The following is a 17,783-nucleotide window of genomic DNA, read 5'->3' as shown; positions in this document are numbered from 1 at the left end:
CGTGTGCGATTCCGTGCTGCCGGACCGGGCCTCGGCGGCGGTGCGGCTGAGCGGGTCCTCGCCCGGACGGGTTCGAGGTTTCGCCCGGGTGGTCCGCTCGTCCGGGTGACGCGCGGGCGGGCCGGCGGTTGGCGGGTGCCGGGTCGGTCGCCGACCCGGCGCGCCCGCCTGCGCGCGCCGCCTGCCCACCCGGGTTCCCTGCCTGGCGTCTGCCTCCCCGGGCCCCCTACTTGGGGGAGGCGATCTTGCCGAGCAGGTCGACGATGCGCTGTTGTACGTCCTCGCGGGTCGACCGCTCGGCCAGGAACAGCACGGTCTCGCCGGTCTGCAGCCGGTGCAGGTCGTGCTCGACCAGGTCGAGCGTGGTGTAGACGACGATCGGCGTCGAGTGCAGGCGCGCGTTGTTGCGCAGCCAGTCCACCACGCCCATCCGGCGCCGGCGCACCAGCATCAGGTCGAGCACCACGAGGTTGGGCTCGACGCTGGACGCCTTGGACACCGCCTCGCTCTCCGAGGCCGCGTGCACCACGTCCATGCCGCGCCGCTCCAGCGACGCGGTGAACGCCGCCGCGATATCCGGATTGCCCTCCACCAGGAGCACCCGCGAGGCGTGTCCGGCACTGTCCGCCGGCGCGAGCGAACGCAGCAGTACGGCCGGGTCGGCGCCGAACGCGGCGTCCCGGGTGGCCTGCATCAGCCCGGCGGTGACCAGCACCGGGATCTGCGCGGCGGTGGCGGCGGTGCGCAGCGACTGGAGCGCGGTACGGGTGATCGGCCCGGTCAGCGGATCCACGAACAGCGCGGCGGGCTGCACCGGGACGCTCGCGTCCACCTCCTCGCGCGAACGCACCAGGAGCGGACTCCAACCGCGCGCGGTCAACGCGCCCGCCGTCGCCCCGTCCGGCTCGGGCCAGACCAGCAGTCGGCGCGGCTGCCCGTCCGGTGCGGGCGTGACCATGGTCGGCAGGTCGGCGCCGGACATCGCCTCGGCGTCCCCGGGCGGCGCGGCCGGGAAGCCGGGTCGCCGGCCCTGGACCGGAATCGGTTGATCCGGCCCGGCAGGGATCGGGGGCAACAACTCGGTCGGCATGTCGGCGGCGGCGGGCCGGCCCGGCCGATCCTGCACGCTGGTGGTTCGTCCGGCACCGTCCGAGGTACGACCCTGGGCCGGGATGGCCGCCGGCGGCGTGGACAACCGGCGCCGGGCCTGCGCGCCCTGCGGGGTGTGCGTGCCGTTGAGCCGCCCGCCGGCCGCCGGCGCGGACGCGGGCGAAGCGGTGGCGGCGGGTCGTTGCGGCAGCGCGGTCGGCTCGGGCCGCTCGACCTCGGCCCCGACCTGGCGGGCGACCCCGCGGTGCGATCCGGACGGTCCGTCGGCGGACTCGCCGGCGTCGTGCGTGTCGCGCGAGGGCCGGCCGCGCCGCGAACGCGGCGGATAGACCGCCTCGAACGCGCCGCTGTTGTTGCGCGCGGCCTCCTCGGCCTCGTCGTACCCGTCCGAGTCGGGCCGCTCGTGCCCGCCTTCGGCGGAACCCGTGCTCGCCGGCACCAGCGGCACCGGCGCGACCGTGCCCGGCGGCAACGCGAACGGTCCCTGCGGCGCGGCGGCCACCGAACCGGGCGGTGGCGGTGCGGGCACCGGCGGGGTGGACGAACCGGCCGGCTCCAGGCGGGCCCGAGGCGGCTGCGCACCGCGTCCGCGCACGGCGAGTTCGACGCCGCTGCCCGGCGCGGGCGCGGGTCGCGCGGCGGCGTTCCCGGCCCGCTCGACCTCCGCACGACCCTTCGGCTCCGCGGTGTCGGCCCCGCTCTTCGGCTCGGCGGCCTCGCCGTCGTCCGCGTCGTCCGCTTCCGGACCGGTCGACTCGGCCGCGGCGTCCTCGTCCTCGTCGGTCGGCTTCGCGGCGCCCTCGGCCTCGCTCTTCCCGTCCTTGCCCTTGTCGCCGTCGCCCTTACCCTTGCCGGCCTTGTCGGCGGCCGGGTCCGGTCGGCCCGCCTGGCGCGCCCGGCGGCCCTTGGCCGCGCGGTGCTCGCCGGAGCTCTCGACCTGTTCGGCGGCCTCCGCGTCGGCGGGCAACTCGACCACGTACGTGCTGCCTCGGCCGGGCATCGTGTGCGACTCGACGGTGCCGCCGTGCGCCTCGACGACCGCGCGCGCGAGCGGGACCCGGACGGCACTGCCCCGGCTCTCCGGACCGCGCACCTCGATCCGGGCGAGATCGCCGCGCTGGGCCGCCGCGACCACGACGGTGGAACCCTCGGGTCCGGCCGCGACGACGTCCGCGAGCAGGTGGCCCAGGGCTCGGGTCATCGCGTCCACGTCCACCCGCACCCCGACCGGGGACGCGTTCACCGCGAACTCCACGCCCGCGCCGCGCGCGAGGTAGGTCACCGTCTCCATGGCCCGATCGACGAGGTCGTCCACCGTGGTCGGCACCCGCTCGGGCTCGGCCGCCCCGTCGGTGTCCTGCGGCTCGGCCGGTTCGGTACCGGCCGCCTGGTGCGCGAGCACCTCGCCCGCGAGCTCCTCCAGGCTCTCCAACTCGCCCGCGACCTGACGCACCATCCGCCGGGCGCCGTGACCGACGTCACCGGCCGCTCCGTCGGCCACCTTCTTCAGTCGACCGCGCACCGCCGCGAGCCGCCCCAGTATCTCGCCGTCGACCAACTCGGCGAGCTGGGACCGACGTTCGCCGAGCAGCTTCTCGCGCGCGGTGTCGCTGAAGGTCATCACGGCGCCGACCACGGCACCGCCGAGCAGGATCGGCGCGGTGATCATGTCCACCGTCACGTAACCCTCGTCGCCGCGCCACAACACCTGGTCGCGCAGCCGCTGCCGGCGACCGTTGCCCAGGGTGACCAGCGGCGGGCACTCCTCGGCGGGCAGCGTGGTGCCGTCGGCGCGGGCGTGCATGAGCAGTTCGTGCACGTTCCGGCCGCCGAGGTCGCTCGCGCGATGGCGCAGGATCCGGGCGGCGGCCGGGTTGGCCAGCACGATGTTGCCCTCGGCGTCGATGCCGATGATGCCCTCGCAGGCCGCGCGCAGGATCATCTCGGTCTGCCGTTGCTGGCGCGCGAGTTCTGCCTCGACGTCGACCTTTCCGGTCAGGTCGCGCACGACGATCATCAACAACTCGTCGTCGTACCCGGCGGGCAGGTTCGCGCTGGTCACCTCGACCGGGAACACGCCGCCGTCGGTGCGGTGCGCGGACATCCGGGTCGGCTTGGTCCGGGTGTCGCGCGAGTCGTTGGCCCGGACCGAACCCGGGATGCGCCGGTGGTCGAACGAGGGCAACAGATCGAGAAGCCCGCGACCCACCACGGGAGTACCCGGCGCCTCCAGGACCTCCAGTGCCATGGCGTTCGCATTGACGACGGTGCCGTTGCGATTCACCAGCAGAAGAGCGTCCGGCAGGGCGTCGAGTATGGCGGCGAGGCGAGCAGCGCCTCGGGATGGCCTGCTGCTCACGAAGCGCGTACCTCCTCCGGTCCTCGTACTGCGCGACGGCCATCTTGCCCGTCGCCGCCGAGGCATGTCACGACCGACTATCCCATTGTTTTTGCAGTCACGTTGACGAGCCTAGTAATCTGTTCCTCGTCGGCAAACACCGATGGAGGCTTCGCCTAGTCCGGTCTATGGCGCCGCACTGCTAATGCGGTTTGGGTTCATCCCCATCCCGGGTTCAAATCCCGGAGCCTCCGCTTCACGAACAGCCCGTCCGGTCCCACCGGGCGGGCTGTTTCGCGCCCATGGCGATGATGTTTCGGTGAGCGCACGGCGACCGCGGGTCACGACTCGGGACGTGATGTCCGATATAAGGCTCTTTTCCGGAGCCGTCGCCCGACTCGCCGCCCACCCGATCCGAGCGCCTCGCCCGGCCCATCGCCTGCGGCCCGCGATCCGCCCACCCGACACGGCGAAGCGCCTTCCGATTCCCCCACCGGCCGACATGTCCGAAAAGGCGCTTTCAGCTCACAGCGAACAGAGTGAGAGCACCCCCGCGCGCGTCGCCGCGGGGACGTCACGGGGACGACATGGGATGACATCCACGCCGGCGACCGACTCCTCACCAAGCTCGCCGGCCTCCGTCGGCCACTCTCCGAAGAGCCCCGCCGACCACCCGCCCGCCCCGCCCGTCCCGTCGCCGATCACCCTCCAAATGAAGGTGCTTGATCACCAAATGCCCGACTCCGACCGACCCTCGAACAATGGATTTCACCCCCGGCCGGGGAGCATGTATTGTTGACCTCGGTCAAAGCGACCAAGCGCTCGTAGCTCAACGGATAGAGCATCTGACTACGGATCAGAAGGTTGCAGGTTCGAATCCTGCCGAGCGCACAAGATTGTGCTTCCGATACAGGCCAGACCTCGAACAGGGTCTGGCCTGTTTTGCGTTTTCGAACTCGCAGACCGGTCCGGCCGAGTCCACGTCGAGGCGACTTGTCGAAGCCGGACCGCCGGTTTGCCGGCGATCAGCCGAAGGGTGCGCCGACGCGGACGACGGCGCATTCACTCGGCCCGACACCGCTTCGGGTCCGGACGGTTGACGGGCACCCCCGGATCGATGCGCGCGCCGAGCACGCGCCGTTCATGCCCGCCCGTGCGCCGCCCGGTCGGCTGTCCCCGGCCGGGCCGAATGGCTGAAGGCTCGTTCGATACCCGGACATCGGGGCACCCGTTCCTTCTCGGACTTGTTCCCCAGGGAGGCCGGATTGCCCGCCAGCCACGCCGTACCCCGCTCGCGCAGCGGAGTGCTGCGGACGAAACCCGTGGACGCCATCCTCGAGGAGAGCGGCGGCGGCGGCGAAGGCGGGGAGGAAACCGGCCTGCGGCGCACCATGGGGCTGCTCGAACTGACCTTCTTCAGTGTCGGCGCGACCCTGGGCACCGGCATCTTCGTGATCCTGGGCGAGGCGGTGCCCAAGGCCGGCCCGGCCGTGGTGATCTCGTTCCTGCTCGCGGCGATCACCGCGCTGTTCTCGGCGCTGTCCTACGCCGAACTCGCCGGGACCATCCCGGTGTCCGGCTCGTCCTACTCCTACGCGTACGCCACCCTCGGCGAAGGAATCGCGTGGGTGTGCGGGTGGTGCCTGCTGCTGGAGTACGGCGTGTCCATCTCCGCCGTCGCGGTCGGCTGGGGGCAGTACGTCAACGAACTGCTCGACTCCGCCTTCGGGGTCAGCCTCCCCGACGCGATCAGCCAACCACCCGGTGACGGCGGTACGTTCAACGTCCCGGCCGTGATCGTCGTGCTGCTCGCGGTGATCCTGCTGATGCGCGGCGTGTCGGAGAGCGCCGTGGCCAACACGATCATGGTCTTCATCAAGCTGATCACGCTCGCGTTCTTCTGCGCGATCGCCTTCACCGCGTTCGAGGACGGCAACCTCTCCCCGTTCGCACCGCTGGGGGTGGCCGGGATCAGCGCCGGCGCGTCCCAGGTGTTCTTCTCCTATATCGGCTTCGACGCCGCCTCCACGGCCGGCGAGGAGGCCAAGAACCCGCGCCGGGACCTGCCGTTGGCGATCCTGATCTCGCTCGCGATCGTCACGATCGTCTACGTCGCGGTCGCGCTCGCGGCGCTCGGCGCGTTGCCCTGGCAGGAGTTCGAGGGCAGCGAGGCGACGCTCGCGAAGATCGTCACCGATGTCACCGGCAGCTCCTGGGCGTCCACGATCCTGTCCGCCGGCGCCATCATCTCGATCGCCAGCGTCGTGCTGACCGTGCTGTACGGGCAGACCCGAATCCTGTTCGCGATGTCCCGGGACGGCCTGATCCCGCCGATCTTCGCGAAGGTGAACCGGCGTACCCAGAGCCCGGTGGCGAACACGCTGATCACCGGCACGTGGGTGGCCGCACTCGCCGCGCTGGTCCCGCTCGGCCGACTCACCGAGGCCACCAGCATCGGCACCCTGTTCGCGTTCGCGCTGGTCAACATCGGCGTGATCGTGCTCCGCCGGACCCGGCCCGACCTGCCTCGCGGCTTCAGCACCCCGTTCTTCCCGATCACCCCGATCCTGGGCGTCGGCTTCTGCGTCTACCTGATGGCCCGGCTCTCCGGCACCACGTGGCAGGTCTTCCTGGTCTGGATGGCGGCCGGCGTGGCGATCTACTTCCTGTACGGCTACCGCCACTCGCGTTGGCGTGCCCGATCCGCCGACGCCGAGGTGGGCCCGTGAGCGGGGACGGCGCGCGGATGCGCATCGTGGTGGGCTGCCGGCCGGAGCCGCGCGGCCAGGACGCGCTGGCGCTGGGCATGCTGCTCGCCCGGCAATTGGGCGCCGGCGTCGTGCTCGCGCACATCCAACCGCCCGCGCTGCCCGGCGCGGGGGTGGGCGCCGTGGACGCGGAGTGGCGCGCGTTCCTGCGCGAGGAGACCGAGTGGCTGCTCAACGACGCGGAGAGCCGCATTCGCGACTGGGCCCCGGAACTGCCGGTGGAACGCGCGATCGGCCACAACCGCGGCAGCGGCCGAGGGCTGGCCCGGATCGCCGAGAGTCACGGCGCCGCGCTCGTGGTGCTGGGGCCGGCCCCGGGCGGCCGGACCGCGCGCGTCGCGCTCGGCAGCACCGCCGATCAACTCCTGCACGGCTCACCGGTGCCGGTCGCGCTGGCCCCACGCGGCTTCGCCGACCACCCGCCGCCTCGCATCGCCCGGTGCACGATCGCCTACCAGCGCGAGCCGCGGCTCACCGGAGTGCTCACCTGCGGCGTGGAGTTCGCCCGCCGACTCGATGCCGACGTGCGGCTGCTCACCCTGGTGCTGCGCCCGGTCCGGCTGTACTCGGGCAAGCAGCACCAGTCCGCCGAGCACCAGGTATTGCGGGCCGCGCGCGAACAGGCCCGGCAGGACCTCGCGACGGCGATGGCCGAGATCGACGTGCCGGTCGACGCGGAGACCGCCGAGGGCGACGACGTACGCGCCGCGATGGACACCGTCACCTGGGCCGACGACCTGCTGATCTGCGCGTCCAGCACGGTCGGCCCGGTCAAACGGGTCTTCGTCGGCGACGTTTCGCACAAGATCGTCCGCAATGCCCGCACTCCGGTCATGGTCCTGCCCCGCGGCGTTCGAGCCGAACTGTGGGACACGCCCGACCCAAGGTGATCTCGGCCGGGACGAACCGACCACGACCACCGCTACCCGGCCCCGCCCCCTCGGCCCCCGGTCACCCTCACGCCGCCGGCACCGCCCTGACCGACGCCGCCGGCTCCGCCTCCACGTCGCCCGCCCACCGGTTCGGCGCCGCCGCCACCTCCCGCCACCACGGCTCCACCTCGGCCCCGTCGACCAGCGCCGGCTCGAACAGCGCGCCGGGACGCGGGATCACCAGATCGGTGTCCAGCGCCCGAGCCGCCGCCACCGACCGCTCGGCGGGCTCCTCCCAAGCATGCGGCGCCAGATCGAACGTCCCCCAATGGATCGGCAACATCAACCCACCACCCAGCTCCGTGTGCGCCTGCACCGCGCCCTCCGGGTGCAGATGCACCTCGGGCCACGCCTCCGCGTACGCGCCGGCCTGAATCATCGTCAGGTCGAACGGCCCGTGCTCGCGCCCGATGTCCGCGAAGCCCGGGAAATAGCCGCTGTCCCCGCTGTGGAACACCCGGTGCCGGGGCCCGGCCACCACCCACGATGCCCACAGCACGGTGCCCAGCACCCGCGCGCCGCGATTGCAGTAGTGCCGCGCCGGCGTCGCGGTGAAAGTCAGTCCGGCGACCTCGCCCGCCTCGTGCCAGTCCAGCTCGGTGATCCGCTCCGCGCCGACGCCCCACCGCTCCAGGTGTGCCCCGATGCCCAGCGGCACCACGAACGCCGCGTCGCGCCCGGCCAGGGCCCGGATCGTGGCCATGTCGAGGTGGTCGTAGTGGTCGTGCGAGACGACCACGACGTCCACCTCGGGCAGGTCGGCGAAGCGCACCGGCACCGCGTGCAGCCGCGCCGGGCCGAACGCCGCCGACGGCGAGCACCGCGTGCTCCAGACCGGGTCGAACAGGACCCGCACACCGTCCAGCTCGACCAGCACGGTCGCGTGCCCGAGCCAACACGCGCGCAGCCCGGTCATCGGCGTCCGGGCGAAGTCCAACGCGGACGGGGTGACCAGCGGAATGGCGCCGGCCGGCCGACGCAATCCGGCCGCGGCCTTCTGCGCGCGCAACATCTTGCCGATCGCGCCGGGGCTGCCACGCCGAGTCGGCACCGGATTCCGGAACGCGCCGTCGCGGAAGTGCGGTGATCCCTGGATGCGCGCCAGGCGCTCACCGGCGGGTCTGGCGCCGAACGCAGCGGGCGCCAAAGACGTCAAGAAGTGCCCGGCCACATGGACTCCTCGGGCAAGCGGGGCCTTCGGCCGACCGTGCTGAGGCCGGACCGGCGACCGGTGATCGGGATGAGTGGAGATTAACCCGGCCTCCATGGCTGAAACGTCGTCCCGGGGGAGGGGGTGCACCCGTACCGCTCCTCCCCTCGGAGTAGAGGTCGGACGAACGCGGGAGTGCTTTGTCCGAGAACCGACCCCTCGATACCGGGTTGCGCCGTCCGAGTGAGCGAAGCGTTGCCCCACCGGCCCCACCCCTGTCGGCTCACGTGAGTAGGGTCGAGCCATCGCCACGGGGGATGACGGCGCATCAGTCCCCTTGTACGGCATGGTTCTTGCGCCCGGTCACGGTTCCCACGGCGGAGCCCCGCAACCACCGCGACCACCGTGACCAACCGCAGCCACCCCGCACGGACAGCACACCCACAGCCACCCGAACAGAGCAGCGGAGCCGAGGAGTCGTCATGCCCGAGACCCGTACCTACCTTGAGTTGTCCGAAGAAGGCGACGGCGCGCACAAGTACTACGAGGTCGTCGTCGACGGCGTCGACGTCACGGTCACGTACGGGCGGATCGGGGCCAAGGGCCAGACCGGCACGGTGACCCACGCCACCCCGGAGAAGGCCGCCGCGGACGCCAAGAAGAAGGTCGCGGCCAAGCTGCGCAAGGGCTACGAGCCCGCGGTACAGGGCGTTCGCCAGCCGCGCGCGATCACCCGCCGCGAGATCGTGTCCCGGCCGACCACGGCCCGCAACTCGGCGCCGGTGTTGTGGCGCTACCGCACCGGCTCCTCCGCGTTCGGCATCTTCGTCGACTCCGAGCGGGTGTTGGTGGGCAACCAGCGCGGCGACGTGTGGTTCCTGGACCACACCGGCGAGGTCACCGGCCGCTACCAACTGCCCAACGGCGTCAAGTGCATCGTCGCGGACGACTCGTGGATCTACGCCGGTTGCGACAACGGCAACGTGTACGACGTCGGCGGCAAGGCCCCGCGGGTGGCCTACGAGATCACCGACAACATCGACATCTACTGGCTCGACATCCACGACGGCGTGCTGGGCGTGTCCGACTCCAACGGCGGCTGCACCACCATCGACCACGAGGACGAGTCGTTGTGGGCCGCGGCCACCAACGGCACCGGCGCGTGGATGGTGCGCTGCGACGAGAACGCGATCTTCCACGGGCACAGCGCGGGCGTCCAGGCGTTCGCGGCCGGCGACGGCAAGGAGCTGTGGCGGACCAAGACCCGGGGCGGCGTGCTGTTCGGGTGGCAGGAGAAGGACGACGTCTACGCCGGCACCTCCGGCAACAAGGTGCACCGGATCGCCAAGTCGGACGGCACGATCCGCACCACCTACGACTGCGACGCGTCGGTGTTCTCCTGCGCGACCGCCGAGAACGGCAAGTACGTCTTCGCCGGCGACAGTTCCTCCACGGTCTACTGCTTCGCCGAGGACGGCAAGCGACTGTGGAAGCTGGGCACCACGTGCGGCTCGGCCTACTCGATGCAGTACCACGACGAGCGGCTGTACATCGTCACCACGGACGGCTCGCTGGCCTGCATCGACGTGAGCGAGGCGGCGATCGAGGCGGCCCAGGTCGGCACCGTTCCGCAGGTGCGCGACGTCAAGGCGGCCACGATCGAGGCGGTGGTGCCGACCACCGAGGTGGCCACCACCACCGACGCGGGCACCGGCGTCGTGGTCGAGTGTGTCGACCAGGGCGGCGGCCGGCTGCGGGTGCACGTGGTCACGGCCGGCTACGAGAGCGGCTGGAACGTGCAGTTCCCGAAGAACGTCCGGGTCGCCGGCGCGCGCTACGTGGTGGACTCGGTACACCCGGCCGACCGCGGCGGCTTCTACCGCGTGCGCGGCGAGATCCGTCGACTGGTCTGAGTCGACCGGGCCGGCTCGGACCCGCCGGGATCCGCCGAACAGGTCCGCAAGCCCCGCCGAAACGCCGAAGGGCGGCGCTCCCGAGGGGAGCGCCGCCCTTCGGCGCGATCGCACGGACCGCTCAGGGCCGCTTGTGCTCCGCAGGCTCCCGCTGCTCGGCGGTCCACCCGGCGAGCGGCGGCGTGGTCTCGTCGGCCTTGCGCTTGGCCAGGGCCGCCACCCGCTGCTCGTGCCGGGCACCGAACAACTGGGGCAGCGTGGGCGTGGTCAGGAAGCCCTCGGCCCGGGCCGCCGCGATGCCGATCCGAGGCAGCTCGCTCGCCTTGCGGAAGCAGATGTAGCGCGGCTCCCAGATCGGCCGGTACTTCTCGTTGGCCCGGTACAGCGATTCGATCTGCCACCAGCGCGAGAAGAACACCAGGACGGTGCGCCACAACCGCAGCACCGGGCCCGCGCCCAGCTTGTTGCCGCGCTCGAAGACCGAGCGGAACATCGCGAAGTTGAGCGAGATCCGCTCGATGTCGACCGGCGAGGTCGGCTCGGGAGCGGCCTCGGCGTCCGGCTCCGGCGCGCGGCCCTTCCCCTTGCCCTTGGCGGGCTTGGCGTTCGCCGCGGCGTACGCCTTCGCACCCTCTATCACGTCCAGCACCATGAACTCGATCAGACCGTTGTCCGAGTCCCGGTCGCGGCGCATCAGGTCCAGCGAGACGCCCTTGCAGCCCCACGGTACGAAGCTCAGCACCGCACGCAGCCGACCCTCGTCGTCCATGCACTCGACCATCAGGCAGCGCCCGTCGTCGGGGTCGCCCAATCGGCCCAGCGCCATCGAGAAGCCGCGCTCGGTCTGCCCGTCCCGCCAGTGGTCGGCCAGGTCGAGCAGTTCGCGCATCTCGCCCTCGGGGATGTCCTCGTGCCGGCGTACCCGAGTGGTGTAGCCGGCCCGCTTGACCCGGTTGTACGCCTGCCGGACGCCCCGCATCGCGCGGCCCTCCAGGCTGAACTCGGCCACCTCGACGATCGCTTCGTCGCCCAGCTCCAGCGCGTCCAGACCGTGCCGGGCGAAGATCGTGCCGGCCTCCTCGCTGGCACCCATCACGGCCGGCACCCACGCGCGGTCCTCGGCCTCGGCGAGCCAGCGGTCGATCGCGCCGGGCCACGCCTCGGGGTCGCCGATCGGGTCGCCGGACGCGAGCGAGACGCCGCCCACGACCCGGTAGGCGACGGCCGCCTTACCGCTGGGCGACCACATCACCGCCTTGTCCCGACGCAGCGCGAAGTAGCCGAGCGAGTCGCGCTCGCCCTGCTTGTCGAGCAGTTCGCGCAGCAGCACCTCGTCGTCGGGGGTGAGCAACTCGCGCCCCTTGGGCGCGCGGAACAGCACGAACAGGACCAGCAGGAACAACATCACGCCGGCCACGTTGATCACGATGTCGACCCAGCGCGGCACCGACACGGAGCCCAGGTCGCTGTCCGGCGCGAGGGTGAAGATGCGCAGCACCGCGTACAGGATCCGGTCGCCCATGCTGGAGGTGGGGATCCGGTCGGTCGCGTTGACCAGGGTCGAGCCGAGCACCACGCCGACCACCGCGCCGCCGGCCAGCACCAGGCCCGCCTTGAGCACGTTGCCCCGGTCACCCTTGGCGCCGAACTCGGCGAAGCTGAGCAGCAGTGCGACGCAGATCAGGAGGGTGATGATCGTCGACGACCAGTTGAACGGGTGTTGCCGCAGGTCGTCGAACCACAAGGCCCAGATGTACACGCCGGTGGACGGCACCAGCAGGATCGCCGTGAACGCCCAGGCGGCCCGCTTGCGGCGGGCGAGCATGATGGCCAGGAAAGCCGCGAGCGCGGCCGAGGTGAAGCCGGACGTGACCAGGAACGGGGTGTAGTACTCCCCCGTGTCGTGGTGTCGTACCCGGTCCCGCAACGGGACCGAGATCGCCGAGACGAGGTCGAGCGCCGCCACGATCCGCAGATACCAGATCAGCACCCCAGCCGAGATCCCGCGCACGCGCTCGGCGGCCGGGGTGCCGGTGCCGTTCTTGTTGTGGCCGTTCGCGGCGGCCCGCGTCGTGGCAGACACCGTGCTCCTCGATTGTGGGGTGGTGGAAGAGTCTCCTGTGTCTTATGTCCAGGATTGCGACTCTTCGTAACGCTCGCACAACAGCGTAGACACGCACCAAGGTATTTGGATGCGCACGACGGCCCCGTTGTACGTCATCCCACGGAGGGATACCCGATCGTTTGCTAATCCCAATGGTGGATAAGCGCGGAGCGGACGCACGGCGGGGCCGGTGCGGCATGAATGGACACGCCGCACCGGCCCCGCCGGTTTCACTGGGATTCCAACCGGATGAATCAGCCGCCCAGCGGGAGTCCGCCGAGGGAGGGCACGGCGGGCAGGGACGGTGCGGCGGGCACGCCGCCACCGGCGAGCTGACCGGCGGCCGGGGCCGCCTGTCCGACCGCGTCACCGGCGGCCGGCGCGGCCGCCGCGGCGCCCTCACCCACCGTCTTGTTCAGATTCGAAGCGGTGGTGCCGGCCGTCTGACCTGCGGTCTTCGAGGCCGCGGGGAGGGTCTTGGAGGCCGTGCCCCCCGCCGTGTTGCCCGCACCCTCGGCGGCCGCGGGCACCTTGTCGGCGACGCCGCCGACGTCCGGCTGGGTCAGCGCGCCGAGGCCGCCCGTGGGCAGGTCCGCCGCGTGGGCGGCGGACGCGCCGAGGATCGGGGCGGCGCCGGCGGCGATGAGCAGCGCGGCCTGGGCTACGCGGCGCGAGATGTGCGTCATGGTGCTCCTCGAGGTGTCACTGGGAGGCCGGGCCCCTCCGGCACCGGCCACAGTGACTACCGCTCGAAACACGATCGGGTTGCGGGCGTCGTTGGCAAAGTGTTGGCAATGCCAAGGTGTGTCGTCACTATTTGTGACTGACCGGCTGTTTGTCGGAATCGTCGCGTGGATCGGAATCATCCTGTTTTGACTCCGTCGAACGGGTGATCACCACCGAGTCGCCGGCCCGGGTCGACATCGCTGTGTTATCCACGACGGCGGATCCGTCTTTGGTGCCGACCGACACCGTCGCCGGCACGGGCGCGGGCACGGCGGGCGGCTCGACCGAGAAGGCCGAGCGTCCCGTGAGCAGGTACTGGACCGCGAAGCCCAGGCCGACCACGGCGGCACCGCCGACCGCGTCCATGATCCAGTGGTTCGCGGTACCCATCACCACCAGCGTGGTCGCCAGCGGATAGGTCAGGCCCAGCCAGCGCCAACCCTTGGGCGCGATGGCCAGGATCATCAGGCCGCACCACAACGACCAGCCCACGTGCAGCGAGGGCATCGCCGCGTACTGGTTGGAGATCTTGGTCAGCGCGCCGAAGTTCGGGTTGTTCAGATCCTGTACGCCGTGCACGGTGTCGATGTAGTCGTAGCCGGGCATCAGGCGCGGCGGCGCGAGCGGGTAGAGCCAGAAGCCGACCAGGCCGGTGACCGTGGCCACGCTCAGCACGGTGCGGGCCGAGCGATACGCGGCGGGTTTGCGGATGTACAGGATCGCCAGGATGGTCAGCGGCACGATGAAGTGGAACGTCTCGTAGAAGAAGTTCATGCCGTTCTCCAGCCAGCCGATCCTCGCCACGAAGTGGTTCAGACTCCGCTCGACGTCGACGTGCAGGAACTTCTCCAGGTCGATGATCTGCTGTCCGTGCGCCTCGGCGACCCGGCGCTGGTCGGGCACCGAGGCGCGGATGAACGAGTAGACCTGGTAGCCGACCCTGATCATCAGCAGTTCGAGCAGCAGGTTCGGCCGGGACAGCGGACGCCAGCCGAACGGCAGCGCGGGGATCCAGGAGAACCGGCCCTGTGCGGCGGCCCCCTGCGGCATCGCCTGCGGGGTCCACTTGGCCGACGCCTTGGTGATGAACGGCACCGCGCACGCCGACGCGATCGCGAGCAGCAGCGGACCGTTGTCGGCGACCACCCGGACGGCGGAGAGCTTGCCCCAGATCAGCGTCTTGCTGTCGAACGTCATGATCATGAAGACCGCGACCGGCCACACCATGCGGTCGGTCTGCCGGGCGCCCAGCCGGCCGGCGGCGGCGAGCAGGATCCACAACTGCTGGTGCTGCCAGGACACCGGGGCCACCGCGACCATCACGCAGCCCGCGAGCGCGACACCGAGCAGCGCCTGGCCGTCCTTGGCGTAGGCCACCGCGCGCGGCATGCCGAACCACAGCACCGCCGCGGACAGCAGCACCACGAGCATGATCTCCAGCGGCCCGGAGAGCCCGATCCGCAACATCAGGCCGTGCAGCGACTGATTGGACAGCGCGTCGGCGTCCCCGCCCAGGCCCGCGCCCGCGACGTGGTGCACCCAGTAGGTGAAGGAGTCGCGCGGCATGGTGAGCCAGGCGAGCGCGGTGCACCCCAGGAACGTCGCGGTCGCGTTCGCGGCGGTGCGCTGCTTGCCGGTCATCCACAGGTAGACGGCGAACAGCAACATCGCCGGGTGCAGCGCGGCGGCGACGCCCACGGCGATCGAGGCGGGCTTGCCCGGCGCCGGTCTGAGCATCGCGGGCAACGCGAGCAGCACCGGGAGCAGGCTCATCTGGCCGAGCGAGAGGTTGCCCCGGACCGGCAGCGACAGCACCAGAAGGCTGATGATCAGCGGCGCCGCGAGCAGTTGCGCGCGGCGGGTGCGCAACGCCGGGAGGGCGTACGCGACCAGCACCCCGATCGCGGCCACGATCAGCAGGGTCACGATCGTCCACGCGACGCCCAGCGCGTTCTCCGCCGCCTTGGTGAGCGGGCGCAGCACCCAGCCCGCGAACGGCGTCTCGCTGAAGGTGGTGCCGCGCGAGTCGGTGTCGTAGAGCGAACCGGGCAGGTGCAGCACGCCTTCCGGACCCAGCCAGGCGTCCAACTCGGGCAGTCTGCGGTCCTGTGGTCGGTCGAGAACCTCGTTGGCCTGTCGAATGGCGACGCATGCGGCGAGCAGCCACAGACCCACCAGGGCCAGAGAGATCCTGGTCCTTCGTATGTCCAGTAGCCGGCGAACGCCTGCCCTCACCATGTGCGACTTCTCCCGTTTTTCCGTGTCCTGTCGCCCGATGGCCCTCGATCCGTGGCGAGGCCATTCGGTTGCCACGCTTCGGACACCTTGTCACCGCCCGAGCGCGACGGAAAGCGGAGGCCCCTCGCGAGACCCACGCCGTACGCTCGGGGGCGGCATGGAACACATCGCCGAATCGACGAGGGGCGAGAAACAACAATGGTGCCGCAGGACGCGTCGACGCGGACGCACGAGGCCCCCGAGGGGCTCATACCGATCTCCTTCCGCCAGGCCGATGCATCCCACATCCCTGCCCTGGTCGAGCTGGTCGAGTCCGCCTATCGCGGAGACGAGAGTCGACGGGGCTGGACCACGGAGGCGAGCCTGTTGGAGGGGCAGCGCACCGACGCGGACGCGGTCGCGGCGGTTGTGGACGGGGCCGACAGTGTGATGTGGATCGCCGAGCGGGACGGCGTACTGCTCGGTTGTTGCCAGCTCGAGCGCCGCGCGGACTCGGTCGCCTACTTCGGGATGTTCGCGATCCGCCCGGGACGACAGGGCGGCGGCCTGGGTCGATCGCTGCTCGCCGAGGCCGAGCGGGTCGCGGTGCGGCTGTGGGGCGCCGAGCGCATGCAGATGACCGTGATCCGGCAGCGCGAGGAACTGATCGCCTGGTACGAGCGGCGCGGATTCGCGCGTACCGGCGTGTTGTCCCCGTTCCCGTACGGCAACGAGCGGTTCGGCCAACCGTTGCGGGACGACCTGGAGTTCGAACTGCTGACCAAGGACCTGTGAGTCCGGGGGAGCGAGCGAGACCTCCGGTGCTGGGAGCGGGAATCGGCCGGACCCCGGGCATGGCTTCGATCCCCCGCCGCGCACCACGACGGGGGATCGAACCCGCGCCCCGGCCCGGGCGGTTCGGGATTCCCCTCGATCAGGTGATCATTTCGCCTGGACTTCGGTGGATCGGCTCCTGCGCGTCCCGATCGTGACAGCATGGGTGTTCGGGGATAGTTCGGCCCCGGCACCGGTCGCTTGGGGGAGTCGAAGCCGTGTCGCACCACGAACCGCCACCGCGGTATCCGCAACAGCCCGGGCAGCCGCCTCCGCAGGGCGGCGGCCGGCGCGGCAACCCGTTGATCACGCTGGTGATCGCACTGGTGGTGGTGGCGGCCGTGGTGACCGCGATCATCCTGATCACCCGTGGGGACGACGACGGGGACGCTCCGAAGAAGACGCCCTCCACCCAGGGGCCCAACCAACCGGGTCTGCCCACCGGCCTGTTGCCCTCCGGTCTGTTGCCGTCCGGGCTGCTTCCCTCGGGTCTGGACATCCCGTCGGGCCTGTTGCCCGACATCGGATAGGGCCGGCTCGATCCGACCCGCTCGTTTCCGGGCGCACCGCCGCCCGCGTTGGGGCACTCGGGTGATTCCCCGGCCTGCCCCCGGTCCGGTCACCGGAATCGGGGCGCCGGCTGCCTACTGTCGGCTGACATGGCCAAACAGTTGATCAGATCATCCGTCTTAATCCTGCTGGTCGGTGTCGTAGGCGCCGGACTGGCCGTGGCCCCGGCCACCGTTGCCGAGGCCGTCGAGGACCGGACCTGGGACGCCCTCGCGGACTGCGAGAGCAGCGGTCGATGGAACCTGAACACCGGGAACGGCTACTACGGCGGGCTCCAGATCCTGCCGAGCACGTGGGACGAGGCAGGCGGACAGGAGTACGCCACCCGCCCGGATCGGGCCACCCGCGAGGAGCAGATCGCCGTCGCCGAGGTGATCCTGCGCATGCAGGGCTGGGAAGCGTGGCCGCAATGCGCCCGACAGATCGGCATTCTCGGGTCGACCTACACGGTCAAGGTCGGCGACACGCTGTCGTCGATCGCGCGCGACCTCGGCGTGATCGGCGGCTGGCAGGCGCTGTACGACGCGAACCGCGACACGATCGGCGAGGACCCGGATCACCTGCTGCCGGGCACGGTCCTGAACGTGCCGAAGGCCGCTCTTCGGAGCGGCCCTCGGTTGGCGCGTGATCATGATCTGATCGGTGCTCACGACTGGGATCGAACCAGTGACTTCCTCGGTGTGAACGAGGCGCTCTCCCGCTGAGCTACGCGAGCCTGCGTAGGTTTCGTGCACATCCTAACCAGTAACACGCGAGTGGGTCGCCCCCTCCCCGTGACGGGGCGGCCCGCTCGTGCTCACCGCCCTTCGGCGGAGTCTCCACAATGCCGCCGGGCGCCGGGTCGGTTCAACCGGTTTTCCCCGGCTCGGCCGGGCGCGCAGCGCCACCAACAGACCGGACAGCCCGAACACCAGCGTGATGGTGGGCGCGGGTCGCCGCAGCAGTCCGCGCACGTCCAGGTCGGCGGAGAATCCGTAGCGGTGCGCGGCCGCCAGGCACAGGATCGCGCCCGCCACCGCACAGACCGCGCAGGCGGCGAGCGGACCCGGGATCGGCCGGCTCCGGTCGGTGTGTCGAGCTGTCACGGCGAACTCCAGGACGGATGTGCAGCGTTTCCTCCA

The 17,783-nt window shown here is 71.2% G+C and carries 11 protein-coding genes, 3 tRNA genes and 1 pseudogene; 8 read left to right on the top strand and 7 right to left on the bottom strand.

Going from position 1 to position 17,783, the window contains the following annotated elements:
- Positions 1-226: 226 nt before the first annotated feature.
- Positions 227-3,469, bottom strand: a complete 3,243-nt coding sequence (locus tag ACIRL2_RS25230) for a PAS domain-containing protein (RefSeq protein WP_402234646.1) — start codon at positions 3,467-3,469, stop codon at positions 227-229.
- Between the two features lie 144 nt (positions 3,470-3,613).
- On the opposite strand from ACIRL2_RS25230, the gene ACIRL2_RS25225 reads away from it, so the two are divergent.
- The 4 genes from ACIRL2_RS25225 to ACIRL2_RS25210 all read left to right on the top strand — a co-directional run bounded on the left by ACIRL2_RS25225 (position 3,614) and on the right by ACIRL2_RS25210 (position 7,106).
- Positions 3,614-3,702: transfer RNA gene (locus ACIRL2_RS25225), tRNA-Ser, on the top strand.
- Between the two features lie 564 nt (positions 3,703-4,266).
- Positions 4,267-4,339, top strand: a tRNA-Arg gene (locus ACIRL2_RS25220).
- Positions 4,340-4,713: 374 nt separating this feature from the next.
- Entirely contained in the window at positions 4,714-6,177 is a 1,464-nt protein-coding gene (locus ACIRL2_RS25215) for an amino acid permease (RefSeq protein ID WP_395867518.1), read from the top strand.
- A complete protein-coding gene (locus ACIRL2_RS25210) occupies positions 6,174-7,106 on the top strand; it encodes a universal stress protein (protein WP_395867516.1) in 933 nt (310 codons plus the stop codon). Before ACIRL2_RS25215 ends, ACIRL2_RS25210 begins: the two co-directional genes overlap by 4 nt.
- Positions 7,107-7,173: 67 nt before the next feature.
- On the opposite strand, the gene ACIRL2_RS25205 is transcribed toward ACIRL2_RS25210, so the two are convergent.
- Positions 7,174-8,319: an MBL fold metallo-hydrolase gene (locus ACIRL2_RS25205; protein ID WP_402234643.1), complete on the bottom strand. Its 1,146-nt coding sequence runs from the start codon at positions 8,317-8,319 to the stop codon at positions 7,174-7,176.
- Between the two features lie 461 nt (positions 8,320-8,780).
- Between ACIRL2_RS25205 and ACIRL2_RS25200 the strand changes: the two genes are divergently transcribed.
- Entirely contained in the window at positions 8,781-10,211 is a 1,431-nt protein-coding gene (locus tag ACIRL2_RS25200; RefSeq protein ID WP_395867512.1) for a PQQ-binding-like beta-propeller repeat protein, read from the top strand.
- Positions 10,212-10,332: 121 nt separating this feature from the next.
- Here ACIRL2_RS25200 and ACIRL2_RS25195 read toward each other — a convergent pair whose 3' ends face one another.
- The 3 genes from ACIRL2_RS25195 to ACIRL2_RS25185 form a co-directional block, all read right to left on the bottom strand.
- A complete protein-coding gene (locus ACIRL2_RS25195) occupies positions 10,333-12,294 on the bottom strand; it encodes a phosphatidylglycerol lysyltransferase domain-containing protein (protein ID WP_402234641.1) in 1,962 nt (653 codons plus the stop codon).
- 275 nt (positions 12,295-12,569) lie between these two features.
- The gene (locus ACIRL2_RS25190) at positions 12,570-13,001 is read right to left on the bottom strand and encodes an ATP-binding protein (protein ID WP_395867508.1); all 432 of its coding nucleotides are present in this window, start codon (positions 12,999-13,001) and stop codon (positions 12,570-12,572) included.
- Between the two features lie 127 nt (positions 13,002-13,128).
- A complete protein-coding gene (locus ACIRL2_RS25185; protein WP_402234639.1) occupies positions 13,129-15,279 on the bottom strand; it encodes a bifunctional glycosyltransferase 87/phosphatase PAP2 family protein in 2,151 nt (716 codons plus the stop codon).
- A 198-nt stretch (positions 15,280-15,477) separates the two neighbouring features.
- On the opposite strand from ACIRL2_RS25185, the gene ACIRL2_RS25180 reads away from it, so the two are divergent.
- The 3 genes and pseudogenes from ACIRL2_RS25180 to ACIRL2_RS25170 all read left to right on the top strand — a co-directional run.
- Positions 15,478-16,053: a GNAT family N-acetyltransferase gene (locus tag ACIRL2_RS25180; RefSeq protein ID WP_402234637.1), complete on the top strand. Its 576-nt coding sequence runs from the start codon at positions 15,478-15,480 to the stop codon at positions 16,051-16,053.
- A gap of 257 nt (positions 16,054-16,310) precedes the next feature.
- Positions 16,311-16,622 carry a hypothetical protein gene (locus ACIRL2_RS25175; protein ID WP_395867502.1) on the top strand — a complete coding sequence of 104 codons (312 nt, stop codon included), beginning with the start codon at positions 16,311-16,313 and terminating at the stop codon, positions 16,620-16,622.
- 129 nt (positions 16,623-16,751) lie between these two features.
- Positions 16,752-17,192: pseudogene (locus tag ACIRL2_RS25170) on the top strand (transglycosylase family protein); the annotation flags it as partial.
- Positions 17,193-17,305: 113 nt separating this feature from the next.
- Here ACIRL2_RS25170 and ACIRL2_RS25165 read toward each other — a convergent pair.
- Positions 17,306-17,377, bottom strand: a tRNA-Val gene (locus ACIRL2_RS25165).
- Between the two features lie 22 nt (positions 17,378-17,399).
- Positions 17,400-17,747: a hypothetical protein gene (locus ACIRL2_RS25160; RefSeq protein WP_395867499.1), complete on the bottom strand. Its 348-nt coding sequence runs from the start codon at positions 17,745-17,747 to the stop codon at positions 17,400-17,402.
- Between the last annotated feature and the right edge of the window lie 36 nt (positions 17,748-17,783).

The sequence above is a fragment of the Embleya sp. NPDC127516 genome, assembly GCF_044765325.1.
In the GTDB taxonomy this organism is placed as follows: Bacteria; Actinomycetota; Actinomycetes; order Streptomycetales; family Streptomycetaceae; genus Embleya.
This window is presented reverse-complemented; position numbering and strand designations above follow the sequence as displayed.